The 16,443-nt window shown below is 67.5% G+C and carries 15 protein-coding genes, 1 tRNA gene and 1 other RNA gene; 8 read left to right on the top strand and 9 right to left on the bottom strand.

The annotated features are described in order from the left end of the window. The first annotated feature begins 58 nt into the window (after positions 1 to 58). Entirely contained in the window at positions 59 to 1,081 is a 1,023-nt protein-coding gene (locus Q0A15_RS14115) for a 3-oxoacyl-ACP synthase III family protein (RefSeq protein ID WP_291280160.1), read from the top strand. Positions 1,082 to 1,120: 39 nt separating this feature from the next. Here the strand turns inward: Q0A15_RS14115 and Q0A15_RS14110 are convergent, their stop codons facing one another. Then, positions 1,121 to 2,269 carry an ADP-ribosylglycohydrolase family protein gene (locus Q0A15_RS14110; protein WP_291280159.1) on the bottom strand — a complete coding sequence of 383 codons (1,149 nt, stop codon included), beginning with the start codon at positions 2,267 to 2,269 and terminating at the stop codon, positions 1,121 to 1,123. A 91-nt stretch (positions 2,270 to 2,360) separates the two neighbouring features. Beyond that, positions 2,361 to 2,445 (bottom strand) — tRNA-Ser (locus tag Q0A15_RS14105). Between the two features lie 172 nt (positions 2,446 to 2,617). Here Q0A15_RS14105 and ffs point away from each other — a divergent pair. From ffs to Q0A15_RS14075, 6 genes are all read left to right on the top strand, one after another. Next, positions 2,618 to 2,714, top strand: an RNA gene (gene ffs / locus Q0A15_RS14100) — signal recognition particle sRNA small type. 50 nt (positions 2,715 to 2,764) lie between these two features. Further along, positions 2,765 to 3,670, top strand: a complete 906-nt coding sequence (gene gluQRS / locus Q0A15_RS14095; protein WP_291280158.1) for a tRNA glutamyl-Q(34) synthetase GluQRS — start codon at positions 2,765 to 2,767, stop codon at positions 3,668 to 3,670. 89 nt (positions 3,671 to 3,759) lie between these two features. Then, complete coding sequence (locus tag Q0A15_RS14090) at positions 3,760 to 4,701, top strand: aldo/keto reductase (protein ID WP_291280157.1); 942 nt, start codon at positions 3,760 to 3,762, stop codon at positions 4,699 to 4,701. A gap of 244 nt (positions 4,702 to 4,945) precedes the next feature. Continuing rightward, complete coding sequence (locus tag Q0A15_RS14085; RefSeq protein ID WP_291280156.1) at positions 4,946 to 6,232, top strand: MFS transporter; 1,287 nt, start codon at positions 4,946 to 4,948, stop codon at positions 6,230 to 6,232. 74 nt (positions 6,233 to 6,306) lie between these two features. Next, the gene (locus tag Q0A15_RS14080) at positions 6,307 to 7,092 is read left to right on the top strand and encodes an SDR family NAD(P)-dependent oxidoreductase (RefSeq protein ID WP_291280155.1); all 786 of its coding nucleotides are present in this window, start codon (positions 6,307 to 6,309) and stop codon (positions 7,090 to 7,092) included. Positions 7,093 to 7,094: 2 nt separating this feature from the next. Continuing rightward, on the top strand, positions 7,095 to 7,382 hold the full coding sequence (locus Q0A15_RS14075) for a hypothetical protein (RefSeq protein ID WP_291280154.1): 288 nt from the start codon (positions 7,095 to 7,097) through the stop codon (positions 7,380 to 7,382). 111 nt (positions 7,383 to 7,493) lie between these two features. Here the strand turns inward: Q0A15_RS14075 and Q0A15_RS14070 are convergent, their stop codons facing one another. The 6 genes from Q0A15_RS14070 to Q0A15_RS14045 all read right to left on the bottom strand — a co-directional run bounded on the left by Q0A15_RS14070 (position 7,494) and on the right by Q0A15_RS14045 (position 14,029). Then, positions 7,494 to 8,498 carry a fumarylacetoacetate hydrolase family protein gene (locus Q0A15_RS14070; protein WP_291280153.1) on the bottom strand — a complete coding sequence of 335 codons (1,005 nt, stop codon included), beginning with the start codon at positions 8,496 to 8,498 and terminating at the stop codon, positions 7,494 to 7,496. Further along, positions 8,495 to 9,592, bottom strand: a complete 1,098-nt coding sequence (locus Q0A15_RS14065) for an amidohydrolase family protein (protein WP_291280152.1) — start codon at positions 9,590 to 9,592, stop codon at positions 8,495 to 8,497. The genes Q0A15_RS14070 and Q0A15_RS14065 overlap by 4 nt, the downstream gene beginning before the upstream one ends. Further along, entirely contained in the window at positions 9,589 to 10,722 is a 1,134-nt protein-coding gene (locus Q0A15_RS14060) for an FAD-dependent monooxygenase (protein ID WP_291280151.1), read from the bottom strand. The genes Q0A15_RS14065 and Q0A15_RS14060 overlap by 4 nt, the downstream gene beginning before the upstream one ends. 10 nt (positions 10,723 to 10,732) lie before the next feature. Next, positions 10,733 to 11,743 carry a cyclase family protein gene (locus tag Q0A15_RS14055; RefSeq protein ID WP_291280150.1) on the bottom strand — a complete coding sequence of 337 codons (1,011 nt, stop codon included), beginning with the start codon at positions 11,741 to 11,743 and terminating at the stop codon, positions 10,733 to 10,735. 56 nt (positions 11,744 to 11,799) lie between these two features. After that, positions 11,800 to 12,762 carry a fumarylacetoacetate hydrolase family protein gene (locus Q0A15_RS14050; protein ID WP_291280149.1) on the bottom strand — a complete coding sequence of 321 codons (963 nt, stop codon included), beginning with the start codon at positions 12,760 to 12,762 and terminating at the stop codon, positions 11,800 to 11,802. Positions 12,763 to 13,009: 247 nt separating this feature from the next. Beyond that, entirely contained in the window at positions 13,010 to 14,029 is a 1,020-nt protein-coding gene (locus Q0A15_RS14045; RefSeq protein WP_291280148.1) for a VOC family protein, read from the bottom strand. A 207-nt stretch (positions 14,030 to 14,236) separates the two neighbouring features. On the opposite strand from Q0A15_RS14045, the gene Q0A15_RS14040 reads away from it, so the two are divergent. Continuing rightward, a complete protein-coding gene (locus Q0A15_RS14040; RefSeq protein ID WP_291280147.1) occupies positions 14,237 to 15,193 on the top strand; it encodes a LysR family transcriptional regulator in 957 nt (318 codons plus the stop codon). A gap of 82 nt (positions 15,194 to 15,275) precedes the next feature. On the opposite strand, the gene Q0A15_RS14035 is transcribed toward Q0A15_RS14040, so the two are convergent. Further along, a partial coding sequence (locus Q0A15_RS14035; protein ID WP_367273404.1) for a hypothetical protein occupies positions 15,276 to 16,443 on the bottom strand: 1,168 nt, incomplete at its 5' end.

Here is a 16,443-nt window from a genome sequence, read left to right as displayed (position 1 = left end):
TCACCCGCCGGTATCTTTGTAGGGAAACACTCTTTCCATCTACTGAAAGCCGTCCCGCATGTCCAGCGCCCCCTCGGAAACACTCGACGAGAATCCCGGCGCTGCACCTGTAAGCATCACCGGCACCGGCTCCTACGTCCCGCCCCGCGTCGTCACCAACGATGAGATCGGCCCCGCGGCCAACGTCGATGACGCCTGGGTCCAGCGCAAGACGGGGATCGTCACCCGGCACTGGGCCGACGACGGTGTCGCCACCTCCGACCTCGCCATCGAGGCCGCCCGTCGGGCGCTCGTCTCGGCCGGCGTGCAGGCGGAGGAGATCACCCTCCTGGTGGTCGCGACCTCCACACCCGACCACAGCCAGCCGCCCACCGCGGCCATCGTGCAGGGCGGGATCGGTGCCACGAACGCAGTCGCCTTCGACCTCAATGCGGTGTGCAGCGGTTTCGCCTTCGCGCTCTCGACCGTGTCCCAGATGCTCATGGTGCAGGGAGGCAAGGCACTCGTCATCGGCGCAGATCTGTACTCGAGGATCCTCAATCCCGCCGACCGGAAGACGGTCATCCTCTTCGGTGACGGCGCGGGCGCAGCGGTGGTGGCGCAAGGGCCAACGGACGGCGGCCACCGCCTTCTGCACACCCGTCTGCACAGTTACGGTCATCTGCACCACGTCATCAAGGTGCCCGCGGGTGGGACCCGGCTCCCCCTCGATGCGAGTGTCGATGACGAACTGAAGTACTTCACGATGGACGGCCGCGCCGTCAGGGACTTCGTCGCGGAGAACCTGCCCGGGCTGGTGACGGATTTCCTGGCCGAATGCGGGGTGGAAGCCGCGCAGATCCGCCACTTCGTGCCCCACCAGGCCAACGGGGTCATGCTCAAGGACATCTTCGCGACCATGGATCTTCCGCAGGCGCGAATCCACCTGAACGTGGACGAGGTCGGCAACACGGGCTCGGCGTCCATCCCGATGATGCTGGACGAAGTCGCGCGAGCCGACCTTATCGCTCCAGGCGAGAAGGTCCTGCTCGCCGGCTTCGGCGGGGGCATGGCCGCAGGCCTGGCCCTGATCGAGTGGTGACTCTGGCCCGACGGCCTGGATCGGGTCGCGTAGCGACCCCTACCAGCCCGGGTAGCGGTCCCGCCACCTGGTGTCCGGTCCGTACGACCCATGCAGACGGTCCTGCTGCGTGAACTCGTAGACGAAGTCGTCGGCCAGTTCCAGCATGGTCCCGCGCCCCTCGAGTTCGAAGGCCAGTTCGGCAGGGATCGCGCTCTCACCGTGCAGGGCACCAAGGATGTTGCCGCAGATGGCGCCGGTGGAATCGCTGTCGCCCGAATGCGTCACAGCAAGCGCCAGCGCATCCAGGAACTGCTCCGGCTCGGGGCACGAGAGAGCAGCGAACACAGCGATGGCCAGCGCCTCCTCCGCAACCCAGCCACCACCAAGTGATTCCACGGTCTCCGGCGTGGCCGGCTGCCCGACGGCGGCCATGGCCGCTTCCAGCGCCGCGCTGGTTTCGTGGTAATCGGGCTTCTCACGCAGCACCGCCAAGGCCTCGTCGACCGCGGCAGGCAATTCCATCCCCTGCATCAGCGCAGCGACGATCACCGCGAGAGCACCCGAGGCCAGCTTCCCGGTGGGGTGCCCGTGCGTATACCCGGCGGCTTGGGCTGCGGAGAAGAAAGACGAATCGAAGGACGGCGCCCACTCGGCTGGAACCCATCCGAACGGCGCACTACGCATGACTCCGCCACACCCCTTGGAATCGTTCTGGGCTTCAAGCCCGAACTTCGGCATGTGCCGTTCACCGCGCCGAGCCGAGTGCAACGCGCTCAGGCAGGTGTTCCCGGGTGCCCGCCTGGAGTAAAGCCATTGTTGTCCCTGCAGCCAGCCGTCGCGACTCCCATCAGGGCCGGACATTTCCTGGGTGTCCAGCCAGCGGTCGTAGGCATGATCCACCACGTCGATGGTGAAACCGATGCCGCGGTCCATCCTGACGCCGGCACGGATCAGCCCTTCCATGGTGAAGAGGGTCATCTGTGTGTCATCGGTGATCCGCCCAAACACATCCTGCCCGCCGGCCCGCTCCGCGACGTACTCTCGTACCCCGCCCTCACCGCATTCGCCCAGGATGCGGGTGGTGTCCCAGAACTCCACTGGCCCGCCGAGCGCGTCTCCAATGGCCCCACCGAGCAGGCTGCCCCGGACACGGGAGGCGTAGGACGGGGTCTCGTGAGCGGCGCTCATCAGGGTGTCTGGTGTCATGAGATCAGTATGCGACCCACCCCTGACAACAACTTTCAGGATACGCGAAAGGCTCCGGATCGATACGGATCCGGAGCCTTTCGACTTTCCGCGGAGGATGGGGGATTTGAACCCCCGAGGGCGTGAACCCAACACGCGTTCCAGGCGTGCGCCATAGGCCGCTAGGCGAATCCTCCTCGAATGCACTGCTCATGAGCAGGCCAACCCAGCCTAACCCATGTTCGCCAGTCAGCACCAATCGGGGGGCTCCATTGCGGCGAGCGTCACCTTTTACCCCTCAGTCACCCCTTGTCCACACCTCAGCTCCATCTCGATTCGGCACACCTGCCGCAACCGGGTAGACTGATCTGCGGCTCCCCACGTGGTGCCATCCAGCCGAACTCCCCCAGGACCGGAAGGTAGCAAGGGTAGGCGGGCTCTGGTAGGTGCGTGGGGGGCCTTCAACGTATCCTGGGCCCATTTCCGGCGGGCCGATTCCCATCCGAGGAGGCGCGGATGTCAGGCGCCGGCCGCTACGCACCCAGCCCCTCCGGTGACCTCCACATCGGCAACCTCCGCACCGCGATCCTTGCCTGGCTCATGGCCCGCAGCACCGGACGTGACCTCATCCTCCGCGTCGAGGACCTGGACACCGCCCGCACCAAGGCCGGCGCGGAACAGCGCCAGATCGAGGACCTCGCCGCCGTCGGCGTCACCTTCGATCGTGTCTCCCCCCGCCAAAGCGAGCGTTCGGACGCCTACGCGGACGCGATCGCCACGCTCAAGGCCAGGGGCCTGCTCTACGAATGCTTCTGCACCCGCCGCGACATCCTCGAAGCGCCTCGCGCGCCCCACACCCCGCCCGGCCACTACCCAGGCACTTGTCGCAATCTGACGGAGCAAGAGAAGCGCCGCAGGCGCGCGGAACGCCCCGCGGCATGGCGCCTGCGAGCGGCAGCCGGGGCACACGTCGTCGGGCATGATGCACTCCTCGGGGAACTCACCGGCGAGGTGGATGACGTCGTGATCCAGCGCAACGACGGAGCCCCCGCCTACAACCTGGCGGTGGTCGTGGACGACCACTCAGCGCAAGTGGACCAGGTGGTCCGCGGCGACGACCTCGCCTCCTCCACCCCGCGGCAGGCGTACCTGCGCGGGCTGCTCTACGGCGAGGCCGCGCGTGACGAGGTCACGTACGTGCACGTCCCGCTGGTGCTGAACGCTGAGGGCAAGCGACTGGCCAAGCGGGACGGCGCCGTCACCTTGCGTTCGCTGGCCGACGTCGGGTTCGGGCCAGAGCGCGTGCGTGACCTCATGCTGGATTCCCTCGGCCTGCCGGCCGGGCCGCTCGACGCAGCCTTGGGCGCATTCGACTTGAGTGCGCTCCCCCGTGAGCCCTGGGTCTTCGTACCGCCGTCCTGACCGGGGACTAAAGCCCCGGATCGCGCCGGTTGTAGTTGAAGATTGCAGCAATCAGCTTCTCGACTCAGAACAACATAGGGAGGGGCCACATGACCAACCTCGATTTCGGCGGATTCGTCCTCGGCACCAACGTCTTCGGATGGACCGCGGACCAGGACACCAGCTTCCGCATCCTCGACGCATTCGTGGATCAGGGCGGCAAGGCCGTCGACACCGCGGACTCGTACTCACTCTGGGTCCCGGGCAATTCCGGTGGCGAGTCGGAGACCATCATCGGCAACTGGCTCACCTCGCGTGGGCGTCGCGACGACATCACCCTGGCCACCAAGGTCGCCATGGACCCCAACCGCAAGGGACTCTCCCCTGCCAACATCAAGACCACCGTCGAGGAGTCGCTGCGCCGACTGCAGACGGACCACATCGACCTCTACTACGCCCACCGCGACGACCCGGAGGTGCCCCAAGAGGAAATGCTCGCCGCGTTCCACGAGCTGGTCACGGAGGGCAAGGTGCGCGAACTCGGCGCCTCCACCTTCAGTGGCGAGCGCCTGCGCTCCGCCGACACCATCGCGCGTGCCAACGGGCTGACGCCGTTCACCGTGTCGCAGGACAAGTACAACCTGGTGGAGCGCGGGGCCGAGCAGGAAGCGCTGCCCGTCATCAACGAGCTCGGTCTCGTGGAGATCCCGTACGTCTCGCTGGCGTCCGGCTTCTTGACGGGCAAGTACCGCCCGGGTGTCGAGGTGGCCTCGCAGAGGGCCGGCGGTGCCGCCGCCTACCTGGAGGATGAGCGCACGGTGGCGTTGTTGTCCGTGCTCGACGACGTGGCTTCCGCCCACTCCGTGTCCGTCACCGCGGTCTCGCTGGCCTGGCTGCGCTCGCGCACTGGCGTCGCGGCGCCGCTGGCGTCCGCGCGCACGGTGGAACAACTGGGATCGCTGTTCGAGTCCGTGTCCCTCACGCTGACCGCCGAGGAGATCGCAGCGCTGAACGCGGCGAGCGCGCACCGGGTGGTCCCTGCGCAGATCTGAGCTCGCTATAGCCGAGGCCGGCCAACGTCCCGAACTCAACGTCGGCGAGATTCCCAACGTCGGCGCAGAATGGCGGTCTGCGCCGACGTTAAGAATCCAGCCGACGTTGCGTTGGGATGCCGCGCCCCGCATCATCACGCAACCTGATACGCGCATCATCAGATTCGTCTTCCGTGATACCCGTCACGCCGCGTTGAATCAGTGGAGTCGTACCGCACCCACCCCATTGATCGAGAGGGCTCACATGACGACGACGTCTGCGCACCCCACCCCCAAACAGGGCACCACCTACCAGGGCATCCTGTTGCTCTTCGCGGCGTGCATGTCCGTGCTCGCCGCAACCATCATCACCCCGATCCTGCCGCAGTTGTCCGCGCAGTTCCCGGACGCCCCCGACGCAGTGATCCAGATGATCGTGGTGATCCCGGCGCTGCTGGTGGCCCTGTGCTCGCCGTTCGCCGGCCAGATCGTGGACCGCATCGGTCGTAAGTGGCTCGGCATCATCTGCCTGTTCATCTACGCGGCGGCAGGAACCGTTCCCGCCTGGGCCGAGTCGCTGGGTGTCATCCTGGCCTCCCGCGTGGTGGTCGGACTGTCCGAGGCCGCCGTCATCACTGTCTCGACCACCCTGATCGTGGACTACTTCGACGGCCGCCGCCGCGACCGCTTCCTTGGCCTGCAGACCGTGGCCACCTCCCTCTCCGCCGTGGTGTTCATCGCCATCGGTGGTGCGCTCGGCGCCCACAGCTGGCACACCCCGTTCTTCGTGTACTTCATCGGTGCGGTCCTCGCCGTGCTGATGATCTTCGCGCTCTGGGAGCCCGGCCGTGACTCGCAGTCGCACCGCGACGTCACAGCCGGGGCCAAGGAGAAGCTGCACTTCGGCCCGCTCGTTGCGCCGCTGTTGGTGACCCTCTTCGGCGGGTTCACGTTCTACATCCTCATCATCGAGATGAGCTACCTGGTGGTCGAGAACGGTGTGGCCGCGAACGACACAGCGAAGATCGGCCTGTTCTCCGCCATCGCTGCGGTTGCCACCGCAGCGGGCGGCCTGAGCTTCCCCACGATCGCCAAGATCCGCTTGGGCGTCCGCGTCCCCATGATCTTCGCTTTCCAGGGCGTCGGCTTCATCCTGCTGTGGGTCCTCCCCGGCCTGCCCGGCCTGATGATCGGCTCCATCGTGGCCTGCTTCGCGTCCGGCTTCCTGCTTCCTACGATGCTGACGTGGGTGGTCGCCAAGGTGAAGTTCGCATTGCGTGGCCGCGTCACCGGCCTGTGGAACTTCTCCTTCTTCTTCGGACAGTTCGCCACGGCTCTGATCATGGGCGGCATCTCCGGTGCCATCGGTGATCTGCATGCCTCGGTCGGCGTGGTCGGCATCGCCGCCATCGTGGTCGCCGTCATCACCGCTGTGTGGCTGCGCAAGGACTCCGGTCCCGCCGAGCACAACCCCAACGAAGGCGCCGAAGGCACCGCCGGCTTCGGCGGCATGACGCCGCCCACCGCCGCCGTGCCTGAGGTCAAGGCTTGACCGACGGCACCCCAGGAGCCCGCCCCCCGTGGAGGCGGCGGGCTCCGCCGTACCCACTACTCGAGGAGAATCCCATGCCCGACGACAGCGTCCCCGGCCTGAGCGGCCGTGTCATCGTGGTCTCTGGCGCCGGCGGAGGCCAGGGCCTGGCCGAGACGGCCCAGGCCCTGGCCTCCGGTGCCCTTGTCACGGCCCTCGATCTGACTCCCGAGCCCTCGGCCGGATTGGCCGAGTTGCTTGAGCGTTTCCCCGAAGCGCTCACGTACGTGGCCGCTGACGTGAGTCGGGAGGAGGACTGGGCCCGCGCCGTCGGGCATGCGGTGGCCGCGCACGGACGCGTTGACGGGCTCGTCAACAATGCCGGGATCACGCGACGCCCCCGCCTGTTACAGGCTTCGGTGGAGGACCTGCGCGCCGCCGCGGCCGTGAATGTGGAGGGCACGCTGCTGGGGATCCAGGCGTGCGCGCCCCATATGTCGGCGGGTGCGAGCATCGTGAACGTGGGATCCGTGGCCGGGCTGCAGGGGCACTATCCGGTGGCATACACGTCCTCGAAGTGGGCCGTGCGGGGGCTGACGCGGGCCGCCGCGCTGGAGCTGGGGCCGCAGGGGATCCGCGTGAACGCGGTGCATCCCGGGTTCATCGAGACCGCCATGACGGCCTCTGCAGCGCCGGCCTTCAGGGACGCATCGGTGGCGGAGACGCCGCTGGGCCGCACCGGTTCCCCGGACGAGGTGGCCTCAGTAGTGCTGTTCCTGCTCTCCCCCGCCGCGTCCTTCGTGACCGGCGCGGAGATCCCGGTGGACGGCGGGCAGGCCTCCCACGGTGGCTCGAAGTCCGTCTCCGACGCCCTGCGCTGAGCATGAGTTCCGTTGAGGGTCGGCTAGCGGGCAAAACCGCCGTGATCACCGGTATCGGCTCCGGACAAGGTGCCGCAGGCGGCCTGGCCGACGACGCGGTGGGCCTGGATCTCGGCGACGCCGACGCTGTGGCCACATGGGCAACCGAAGTCCCTGAGCGGCACCCTCGGGTGGACCTCCTCTACGCTAACGCCGCGGCGACGCGCTTCGGCCCCATCGACGACGCCGCCTACATCACCGGTACCAATCTCAGGGTGGACGGAGGCTGGTCGGCGGTCCTGCCCGGCTGAAGGAAAAACCCCAGGGACCACGATGTGCCACCGGATACGCGATCAGCCCCAGTCGTAGGACTGGGGCTGATCGCGGTCGCGGGGGTCAACCGCGATTCACGGGGCAAACACTCAGACGGTCCGATCCCGCGGCCGCTTGCGGGCAGCGAGCACCGGCGGCGCGGGCATCGATGCACCCACGGTGTTGCCGATCTCGCCCACGGCATCGATGTGCATCACCACGCGGTCGCCCTCAGTGAGCGCGGGCAGCGTGGAGCCGCGGCCCCACAGCTCACCCAGGCAACCGCCGTGGCCCACGGTCCCGGAGCCCAGGACGTCGCCCGGTACCAGCTTCGAGTTCCGTGCCGCGTAGGCCACCAGTTCCTCGAAGGGCCAGCCCATGTTGGAGACCAGGTCGTCCCCGATGAGTTCCTCGTTGATCCACAACTCGGCGCGCAGCCGCAGGAAGCCCTCGGCGTCGCGGTGGGCGTCGCCCTCGTCCGCGGTGACGATCCAGGGGCCGAGCGTCATGCCGAAGTCCTTACCCTTGGACGGACCCAGATTGACCTTCATCTCCCGGCCCTGCAGGTCTCGCGCCGACCAGTCATTCATGATGGTGTACCCGAACACGTGCTCACGCGCGGCCTCGGGGGTCAGGTTCGCCGTCGGCGCCAACGCACCGTCAGCACCCGGGACCCCACCGATCACCGCGGCCAGTTCCAACTCCACATCCAGCTTCTTGGTCTCCGGCGGGTACAGGACGTCCCCGGTGGCGATGACCGTGTGCGGGTTCGTGAAGTAGAACGTCGGCGCCTGATACCACTCGTCCGAGACGTGTGAGACGCCTTCCACGGACGCGGAAACGCCCTCGACGTGCTCCTCGAATGCGACGAAGTCGCGAATGCTGGCCGGCACCAGCGGCGCCAACAACACGACGTCGGACAAGGGCGTTGCCCCTGACGCAGGGGTATGCCCGACGACCCGTGCGTACGTCTCGCGCGCGGCGGCGAGCCCCGCCGCCAGCACGTCCGCGACGGTGGCGCCATCCGGGAACGGGACCACGACGTCGCCCGTTTCCGAGCCGACGACGAAGCCCTCCTCGATTCCGTCAGCGTGGTTCCAGCGTGCGATCCTCATGCCTTGGCTCCTTCCTTCACGCGTGCCGCGGTGGCCTTGGCCTGCATGGCCAGTTCGTGTGCGGTGAGGAACTCGACCTGCTCGGAGCCACCCAGGGCCTGCTCCACGAAGCGCACCGGTTCCTCCGTCCCCATGTCGAAGGGGTAGTCGGATCCCATGACCACCTGCTGGATGCCCACCACCTCGACGAGCTGGCGCAGCTGCATCACCGAGTGCACCACGGTGTCGAAGTAGAGGTGGGTCAGGTAGCTGGACGGGATGCGCTTGCAGGTGCGGGCCTCGGGGCGGACCTGCCAGGCGCGGTCGGAGCGACCGATGGCGGTGGGCAGATAGCCTCCGCCGTGGGCTGCCACGATCGCCAGCTCCGGATGCCGATCCAGGACGCCGGAGAAGATCAGGTGGGAGATCGCCACGGCGTTCTCCACCGGCTGTCCCACCGTGTTGGTCAGGTAGTGCGAATCCAGCCGCTCATCCAGGGAGCATCCGAACGGGTGCAGGAAGACCACGGCATTGAGCTCCTCCGCGCGGGACCAGAAGTCCTCCAACCGCGGATCGTTGAGCTCAACGGTGTCGGCGTAGGAGGGATCCTCTGGATGGGAGTCCGCGAAGGAGGAGATCTCCACTCCGAGGAAACCGTGATTCAGCACGGCGTCCTCCAGTGCCTCGACGCACTGGTCGGGGTGCTGCAACGGGATCAGTCCGAGTCCGTCCAGCCGGTCCGGGGCCTCGGCGACGTGCTCCGCCAGACCCCGGTGCGCCTCCCGCCACGCGAAGCGCGCCAAGTCCGCGTCCGCCCACGGATAGAAGTGGGACGGTGACGGGGAGACCCACTGCCGATCCACACCCTGCCGGTCCATCTCCGCGATCCGAGCGTCGAGGTCGGTCAGCAGCTTGAACCGGGAACCGATCATCTTGCCCGTGGTCTCCATGGACTCCGGGCCGCTGCGACGGGCCTCGAGTGCCTCACTCCGGGCAATGAATTCCGGGGCACGCTGCGCCATGGCGGCACCGAGCGCGGGAAGGATCACGTGGGCGTGGACGTCGATGGGGCCTTGCTTCTGACCCTGGCTCTGGTCGTGTGTCTGCGCGCTCATGCCGGTTCCGCCATTCGTTGTGCGATGCCGTGCAGCAGGGCAGGGGCGTCGCCCTGGACGTGGTCGAGCTGCCACTGTCCCAGTTGCACCGAGGCCTCCACCACGGCGGTGGCGCGCTCGATCCGGCGCCCGTGGAAGGCGTCCCAAAGATCCTGGTCCACGGCGTCGCGCTTGATGAGTTCCTCCACCAGAACCAGCGCATCCTCCATGGCCTGGGCCGCGCCCTGGGCAACGGTGGGAGGGCAGGAGTGCGCGGCGTCGCCGATGATGACCACACGGCCGCGATTCCAGGGTGCGCTCACCAGGTGGGAGGTGAAGTGCGTGTAGTTGACGCCGGTGCCGGAGGACAGATCCGCACGGATGGTGTCCCAAGGACCGTGATAGGCGGAAGACTCCTCCACCATGACCCTCGCGGCCTCCTCGGGGCTCACCCCGAAGCGGTCCTGGGCGTCCTCCACCAGGAACGCGTACATGGCGTCCTCACCGGTGGGGGTGTATCCGGCGATGTAGACCGGGCCGCCGTAGTAGAGCTCCGAGGTGGTGACCTCGGCCGGGCGGGACACGATGGTGCGCCAGATCCCCATGCCGGTTGGCTGGGGCTTGGTGTCGATGCCGATCAGCGAACGGACGGCGGAGTTCAACCCGTCGGCGCCGATCACCAGGTCGTACGGCTCGGTCGTGGCACCGTTGATGGTCAGGGTGACACCGGCCTCGCCCGAGTCGTCCAGGCCGGTGACCTCGGAACCGAAGTGGGCGCGGGCGCCGAGCGACTCGGCACGGGCCAGCAGGACCTTGGCGAGGTCGGGGCGGTACATGCCCATGCCTGCCGGGTAGTCGGGTCCGCCGGTCTTGACCTCTTCGAGGGCCGCAACCACCTTGGCCTCGGGACCGGGTGCGCGCAGGTTCAGTCCCTCGAACGGGAACCCGAGCTTCCGCACCTCGTCCCAGACGCCCAGCCGGTCCAGGACGCGCAAGGCGTTGCCCTGCAGCGTGATCCCGGAGCCCAGCGCGGAGAGTTCCGGCTTGGCGTCGTAGACGTCAACGTGGAGGTCTGCCTCGCGGAGCAGAATCGCCGCGGCCAGTCCTGCCGCGCCGGCACCGACGACGGCAACCTTGTTCACTGCACTCATGATGTTCTCCTCAGCGAATCGCGACGGGGTTGACGGGGGAACCCACGGCGTTGGTGATCTTCAGGGGCGGTGCGGCGAGCAGGAACTCCCAGCGGCCGTCCGCTGCACAAGCCTCGGCCAGTGCATCAAGGTCCCAGAGTTCGCCGATCGTCAGGCCCATGTTGGGGATGGCGACCTGGTGAAGAGGCTGGAAGGCCGGCACGTCGAACTCGTTGGGCCGCACCTCGAAACCCCAGGTGTCGGTGGCGATGGCTGCGATCTCGTGAGCGTGGATCCAGCCCGCCGAGGTCAAGGACATCCCCGGCGCCGGGCCACCTGCGTACTCGCCCCAACCGTCGCGCTTGGTTCGCGCCAGCTGGCCCGTGCGGACCACGAGAATGTCACCGCGGCGTACCTCTGAGGTGAGCCCCTGCGCCTCGATGGTGGCGTCCAGATCCGCGGGGGTCACCGCGTAGCCGTCCTCCAGTTCCCCGGTCTCCGGGCGCAGGTGACGGCCCACGTCCAGCAGCACACCGCGGCCGGTCACGCCGGTGACCGCTGCGTTCTCGATGCCGGTGACGAGGTCGCCCTCGCTGGTGACGACCTCACGGGACAGGCGGCCGTTCCACGCGTTGCCATGGTCGAAGATGTGGCCGAGGCCGTCCCACTGGGTGGAGCACTGCAGCGGCATGGCGATGACGTCATCGGCGCCGCCCGCGCCGTGCGGGAAGCCCTGATTGCCCAGTGCCGCATCCACGCCGGTGTCCAACATGGTGTGCACGGGGTTGGTGCGGCGGCGCCAGCCGTTCTGCGGCCCGTTCATGTCGAAGGACTGCGAGAGGGAGACGGTCTCCCCCGTCTTGACGAGGCTCACTGCGGCCAGGCGGGCGGCCTCGTCGATGAAGTTGAGCGTGCCCAGCTTGTCGTCCGCACCCCACCGACCCCAGTTGCTGTACGCCTTGGCGCGGGCGGCGATCTCCGCCTCGGGGTCGTTACGGTCCAGGTCCGCCGGATTGGCGCTTGGAAGGTTCTGTTCAGTCATCATTGACTCCTTGTGCTGTTACGTTCTTCAGGCGTTTCACGATCGAGCGGCGAGGCTCACTCGGCGACGCAGCGAACTTCCTGGGTTCCGAGCCCGTCGATGGTTCCGGTCATGACGTCGCCGTCCTTGAGGAAGCGCTTCCAGTACTGGCCGTTGCCGGCAGGCGACCCGGTCAGCAGCAGGTCGCCCGGGAACAGGGGCGCGGTTTGTGAGGCCTCGGAGATCAGCGCGGGCAGGTCGAAGAGCAGGTCGGCGGTGTTGGCGTCCTGCTTGACCTCACCGTTGAGCTTGAAGGTGAGGTGCGTGTTGGCAGGTTCAACGGTGTCCGCCGGCACCAGATAAGGGCCCGTGGGCAGGAAGCCGGGAGCGTTCTTGGAGCGGTACCAGTCGGAACCGATGTCCTTCATGTCCTTGCGGAAGGTGAACTCACGCGTGGAGACGTCGTTGCAGATGGTGTAGCCGGCCACATGGTCCAGTGCCTCCTCGCGGGACACCCGGAACGTCGGCTTGCCGATCACCACGGCCAGCTCCAGTTCCCAGTCGTGGGTATCGGAGGTGGAGGGCAGGACCAGGTCCACGTCGTCGCCCACTACGCACGCGGGTAGGCCGATGAAGAAGTACGGCGAGCCGGTGGCCGCGCGCTCGTCCATCATGGCCGCTGCCTTCTCCTTGGCCTGGTCCGCCGGGAATCCGCCATTGGACAGGCCTGCCGCGACGAGCTGGATGACGTGCTCACGGTAATTGGCACCGGTCTGCAACACCTGCCGAGGGGTGACCGGGGCGGTCAGGGTGACGTCCGCGACCGGCCGCCACGCGTCGTCGGGCAATGACGTGGCCAGTCCGCGCAGGCGCGCCCAGTCCCCGCACTCGAGAAAGGCGTTCAAATCGGCAGCCCCCAGCTCGTCGGCCGTGAGTCGGTGGATGCGCCCCCCGGCCACCAGGCCAAGTGCGACCTCGTCGCCGTCGCGGAAACGAGCCAGCGCGACGTCCGCGCTCAGCCCCTCGGTGCTCGTGCTCATGTGCGTGTCCTCTTCGTTGAAGTTCTGTGTTCTCGTGTGTGCTTTTCGGTGCCCGACGACACCGGGCCCCTACCGTCGGTAGGGGCCCAAACGCCGTGGTCAGGCGGGTGGCGGCGGTGCCCCGCGTCGCCTTGCGTCGTCAGCCAGTCGGGGCGGGCCTCGACGTCGGTGTGGAGCCAGCCGTCCGGATCGCGCCGCAGCCGAGCCTGGCTGACCTCGTTGTGGCGGCTGGCCCCACTGCTCATGATCAGCCGCGGCCCTGGACTGCGTAGGGGTTGAGCAGCTGATCCTTGATCTCGTCCGGGACCCCTTCCTCGGTGGCGGAGGGAGCGGCATCCGGCGGGAAGGACTCGGTCATGGACATCGGCATGGCGCCGTTGCGGTAGAAGTTGTTGGAGCCCAAGGACGGCTTCCAGGTGCGCGGCTCCCAGTCCGGGACGTAGTTGCGGTAGCCGCCGGTGTTGAGCTCGATGCGCATGGTGGACGGGTCGCGGTAGTAGAGGAAGTTCTGCTCGCCGATGCCGTGGATGGAGGGGCCGTACTCGATGTCGATGCCGTTCTCCATGAGGGTGTCGGCTGCGATCAGCAGCTCCTCGCGGGTGTCCACCCAGAAGGCATAGTGGTTCACGCGGCCGCCACGCTTGGAGGAGTCGAGGACGACGCCGAGGTCGTGGGACTTCTCGTTGGTGGTGAGCACGGAGAAGACGGAGATGGGGGCCTCGTCCAGGACCGTGCGCGCCATGATGCGGAAGCCCAGCACGTCGTTGTACCACTTGGCGAAGGCGTCCACGTCGGTCACGGCCACGGTCACGTGGTCCAGCTGGCGGGGGGCGCCGGCGATCTTGGAGCGGCGGTTGGGGCGGTCCGGGTAGATCGAGGCGTTGTCGCCCTCGGTGACCTGGACGTGCTCCACATCCCAGTGCAGGGAGAGCTTGTGGCCCCACGGGCCCACGAAGCTGTAGACGCGGCCCACGGCCAGTCCGTCCTCCCACTCGCCGGTGATGCCCGCGGCCTCGACGCGCTTGACGGCCTCGTCGAGGGCCTCGGCAGAGGAGGTGCGCCATGCTGCGGTCTCCAGGGCCGGCTCGTCGCCGGGGATCAGGACCAGGGAGTAGCGGTAGTAGTCGCCCCAGCAGCGCATGTAGACGCGGCCGTCAACGCGGTCGGTGACGGTCAGGCCGACCTGCTCCTCGTAGAACTTGACGGAGGCTTCGACGTCGGGGGCCGTAATGGCGACGTAGGAAAGGTGGGAGAGCAGCTTGATCACTTCGACATCCTTGTCTTGGTAGGTCCTGGTTGGACTCGATCGGTCTTGGTGAGTCGATCGCCGTTCGGTACCTGTGGCTTTGACCGAATAGGTTCCGCGATCTGGATCACAACCAGTTTGTGGTCTACCGTTAGCATCAGGGAAGCCTATATTCCCTATATCCGCTATCACTCCCGCTGATAATCAATGACGATCCAGGAGAATGCCGTGAGAGAGCCACTGAACCTGTCCAGGGTGGACCTCAACCTGCTCATCAGTCTCGACGCGCTCCTGACGGAACGCAGCGTGACCCGGGCCGCCGAACGCCTCCATCTGAGCCAGCCGGCACTCTCCGCAGCGTTGTCCAAGCTGCGCAGACACTTTGGCGACGACCTCTTGGCTCGGCACGGCAACGCCTACGAACTCACCCCCCTGGCGACCCGCCTGGCGGAGCACACCACCGCCACGCTGGAGAGCGCCAGGCGCGTGTTCGACGCCCAGGACTCGTGGGATCCATCCAGCTCCACCCGCGACTTCTCCATCTACGGCTCCGATTACGCGTTCACCGTGATCGGGCCCGAGGTCCTCCGACTCGCCGCCGAGCAGGCCCCAGGAGTGACCTTCCGGTTCGAGCTGCACAACCCCACCATCGTGGAGGACGCCGAGGCGCAGCTGCGCACCATGGACGGGTTGTTGTTGCCGCACGGACATATCAACGGGCTGCCCTTCGAGGATCTGTGGACCGACGGCTGGATGATCATCGCCTCCGTCGACAGCCCCTTGGCTCAGCGCGAATTGACCATGGAGGACCTCGCCACGGCCAGCTGGGTGTTCACCTTCAGCTCCGCAACGGCCTTCACCTCGGCCGGCCGACAGATTCAGATGCTGGGCATCGAGCCCCGCATCGACGCCGTGGTGGGCTCCTTCGTGGCGCTGCCCTGGTTCGTCGAGGGCACCGACCGGCTGGCCATGGTTCAGTCGTCCTTGGCCAAGCCGTACCTTCGCAAGGAATCGGGTGCGGCCGTGGTGGCCCTGAAGCCACCCTTCGAGGCCACCCCCATCACCGATGCGCTGTGGTGGCACCCCGTCCACGAGCAGGATCCCGAGCACCGCTGGATGCGGGGACTGCTCAAGCAGGCTGCCGCCAATCTTCCCTATACCGAGCAGGCGGTCGGCAAGGGGTGAACAGTGTCCGACGCCGGGTGGTCGCGTTCCGTACGGAACGGAACCACCCGGCGTCGGGCAGTGGAACGCGCCTGCGACGCGCTCAGGCGCGCAGGGCCTCCTCCTCCAGTTCGTGTGGAGACTTCGCGGAACCGGCGCCCTCGCGGCGTTTGTCTCCACTCATGCTCGCCAGACCGTCGGACGGAGTGGCACCGTCACGCCAGCGCAGGAAGGCGCCGACCCCGTCGGGGATGGAGGCGGACTCGGGCTCCAGTGCGTGCACCCCGGCGTCGGTTTCGATGGCGGCCCTGATCAGTTCCTCGACGTTGTCCGGTTCCTGCCCCACCACGAGGACCAGGTCCTCCACCTGCCCGCGCTGCAGGGTCGAGGCGACCTCGGACCCGCCGCCCACCGTGGCGCCTGCTCGCTGTTGCCCCTCGAGGAAGGACTCCGCCACGGACTTCTGGCGGTGCTCGATGAACGCTGCCGTCGCGGCCTGAAGTTCCTTGCGGAACGCGGCACGTTCCATGCTCACTCCACGCGTGCCGCCTGAGAGCACCTGAACACGTTCAGCGGCGTCCTGGCCCAGGGCGTCGCGCAGCAGTGAGGTGGCCCTGACATCGCCGGTGATCAGCACCATGTCGGGCTTGTGCTCCAGCACCAGGGCGTCCACCTTGCGTGCCACGGCCTCCGCGTTGCGCTCCCACGAGTCCTCCACACGGGCGTTGAACTCGCGGGCCCGCCAACCGTGCCGCGAGCCGCCCCCGGCGCTGGCCTTGTGCAGCTCGTCGTGTCCACCATCCACCTTGTCGGCGTCTGCCGCATCGATCTTCGGATTCTCGGGAGCCCGCAGATGGAGGTCGGCACCGGCTCGATCCACCTCGATCAGCAGCTGGCTGACCGCGTACGGCACCGCCTGGACGAGTGGCAGGAGCATGGGCTGGGGGCCGAAGCTCACAGCCTCTCGCGGGGGGACGGGAAGCACCCGGTCGAGAATGATCTCCTTAGGTGTGGCGATGATGGTGCGCCCGTGACGTCCACCGATCGGGGACGGGCTGAGGACGGCCTCCTCGATCTCGTCGAGAATGTCCGTCGGCGCACCGTCGGCGGCCAACCGATTGCGGAACTGGTTCCAGCGTGCCGTGAGTTCGGCCGCCGCATTCGGATCCGTTCTGGTGGTGTCGAGATGGACGGAAATGAACTCTCCTGCAGGAGTGAATGCACTCTTCAACCACGGCAACTTCATGGATACCTCCATCACGATGTGCCGA

Source organism: Galactobacter sp. (assembly GCF_022712295.1).
In the GTDB taxonomy this organism is placed as follows: Bacteria; Actinomycetota; Actinomycetes; order Actinomycetales; family Micrococcaceae; genus Galactobacter.
The sequence above is the reverse complement of the archived record's forward strand: the minus strand, read 5'-3'. Positions and strand labels throughout refer to the sequence as shown.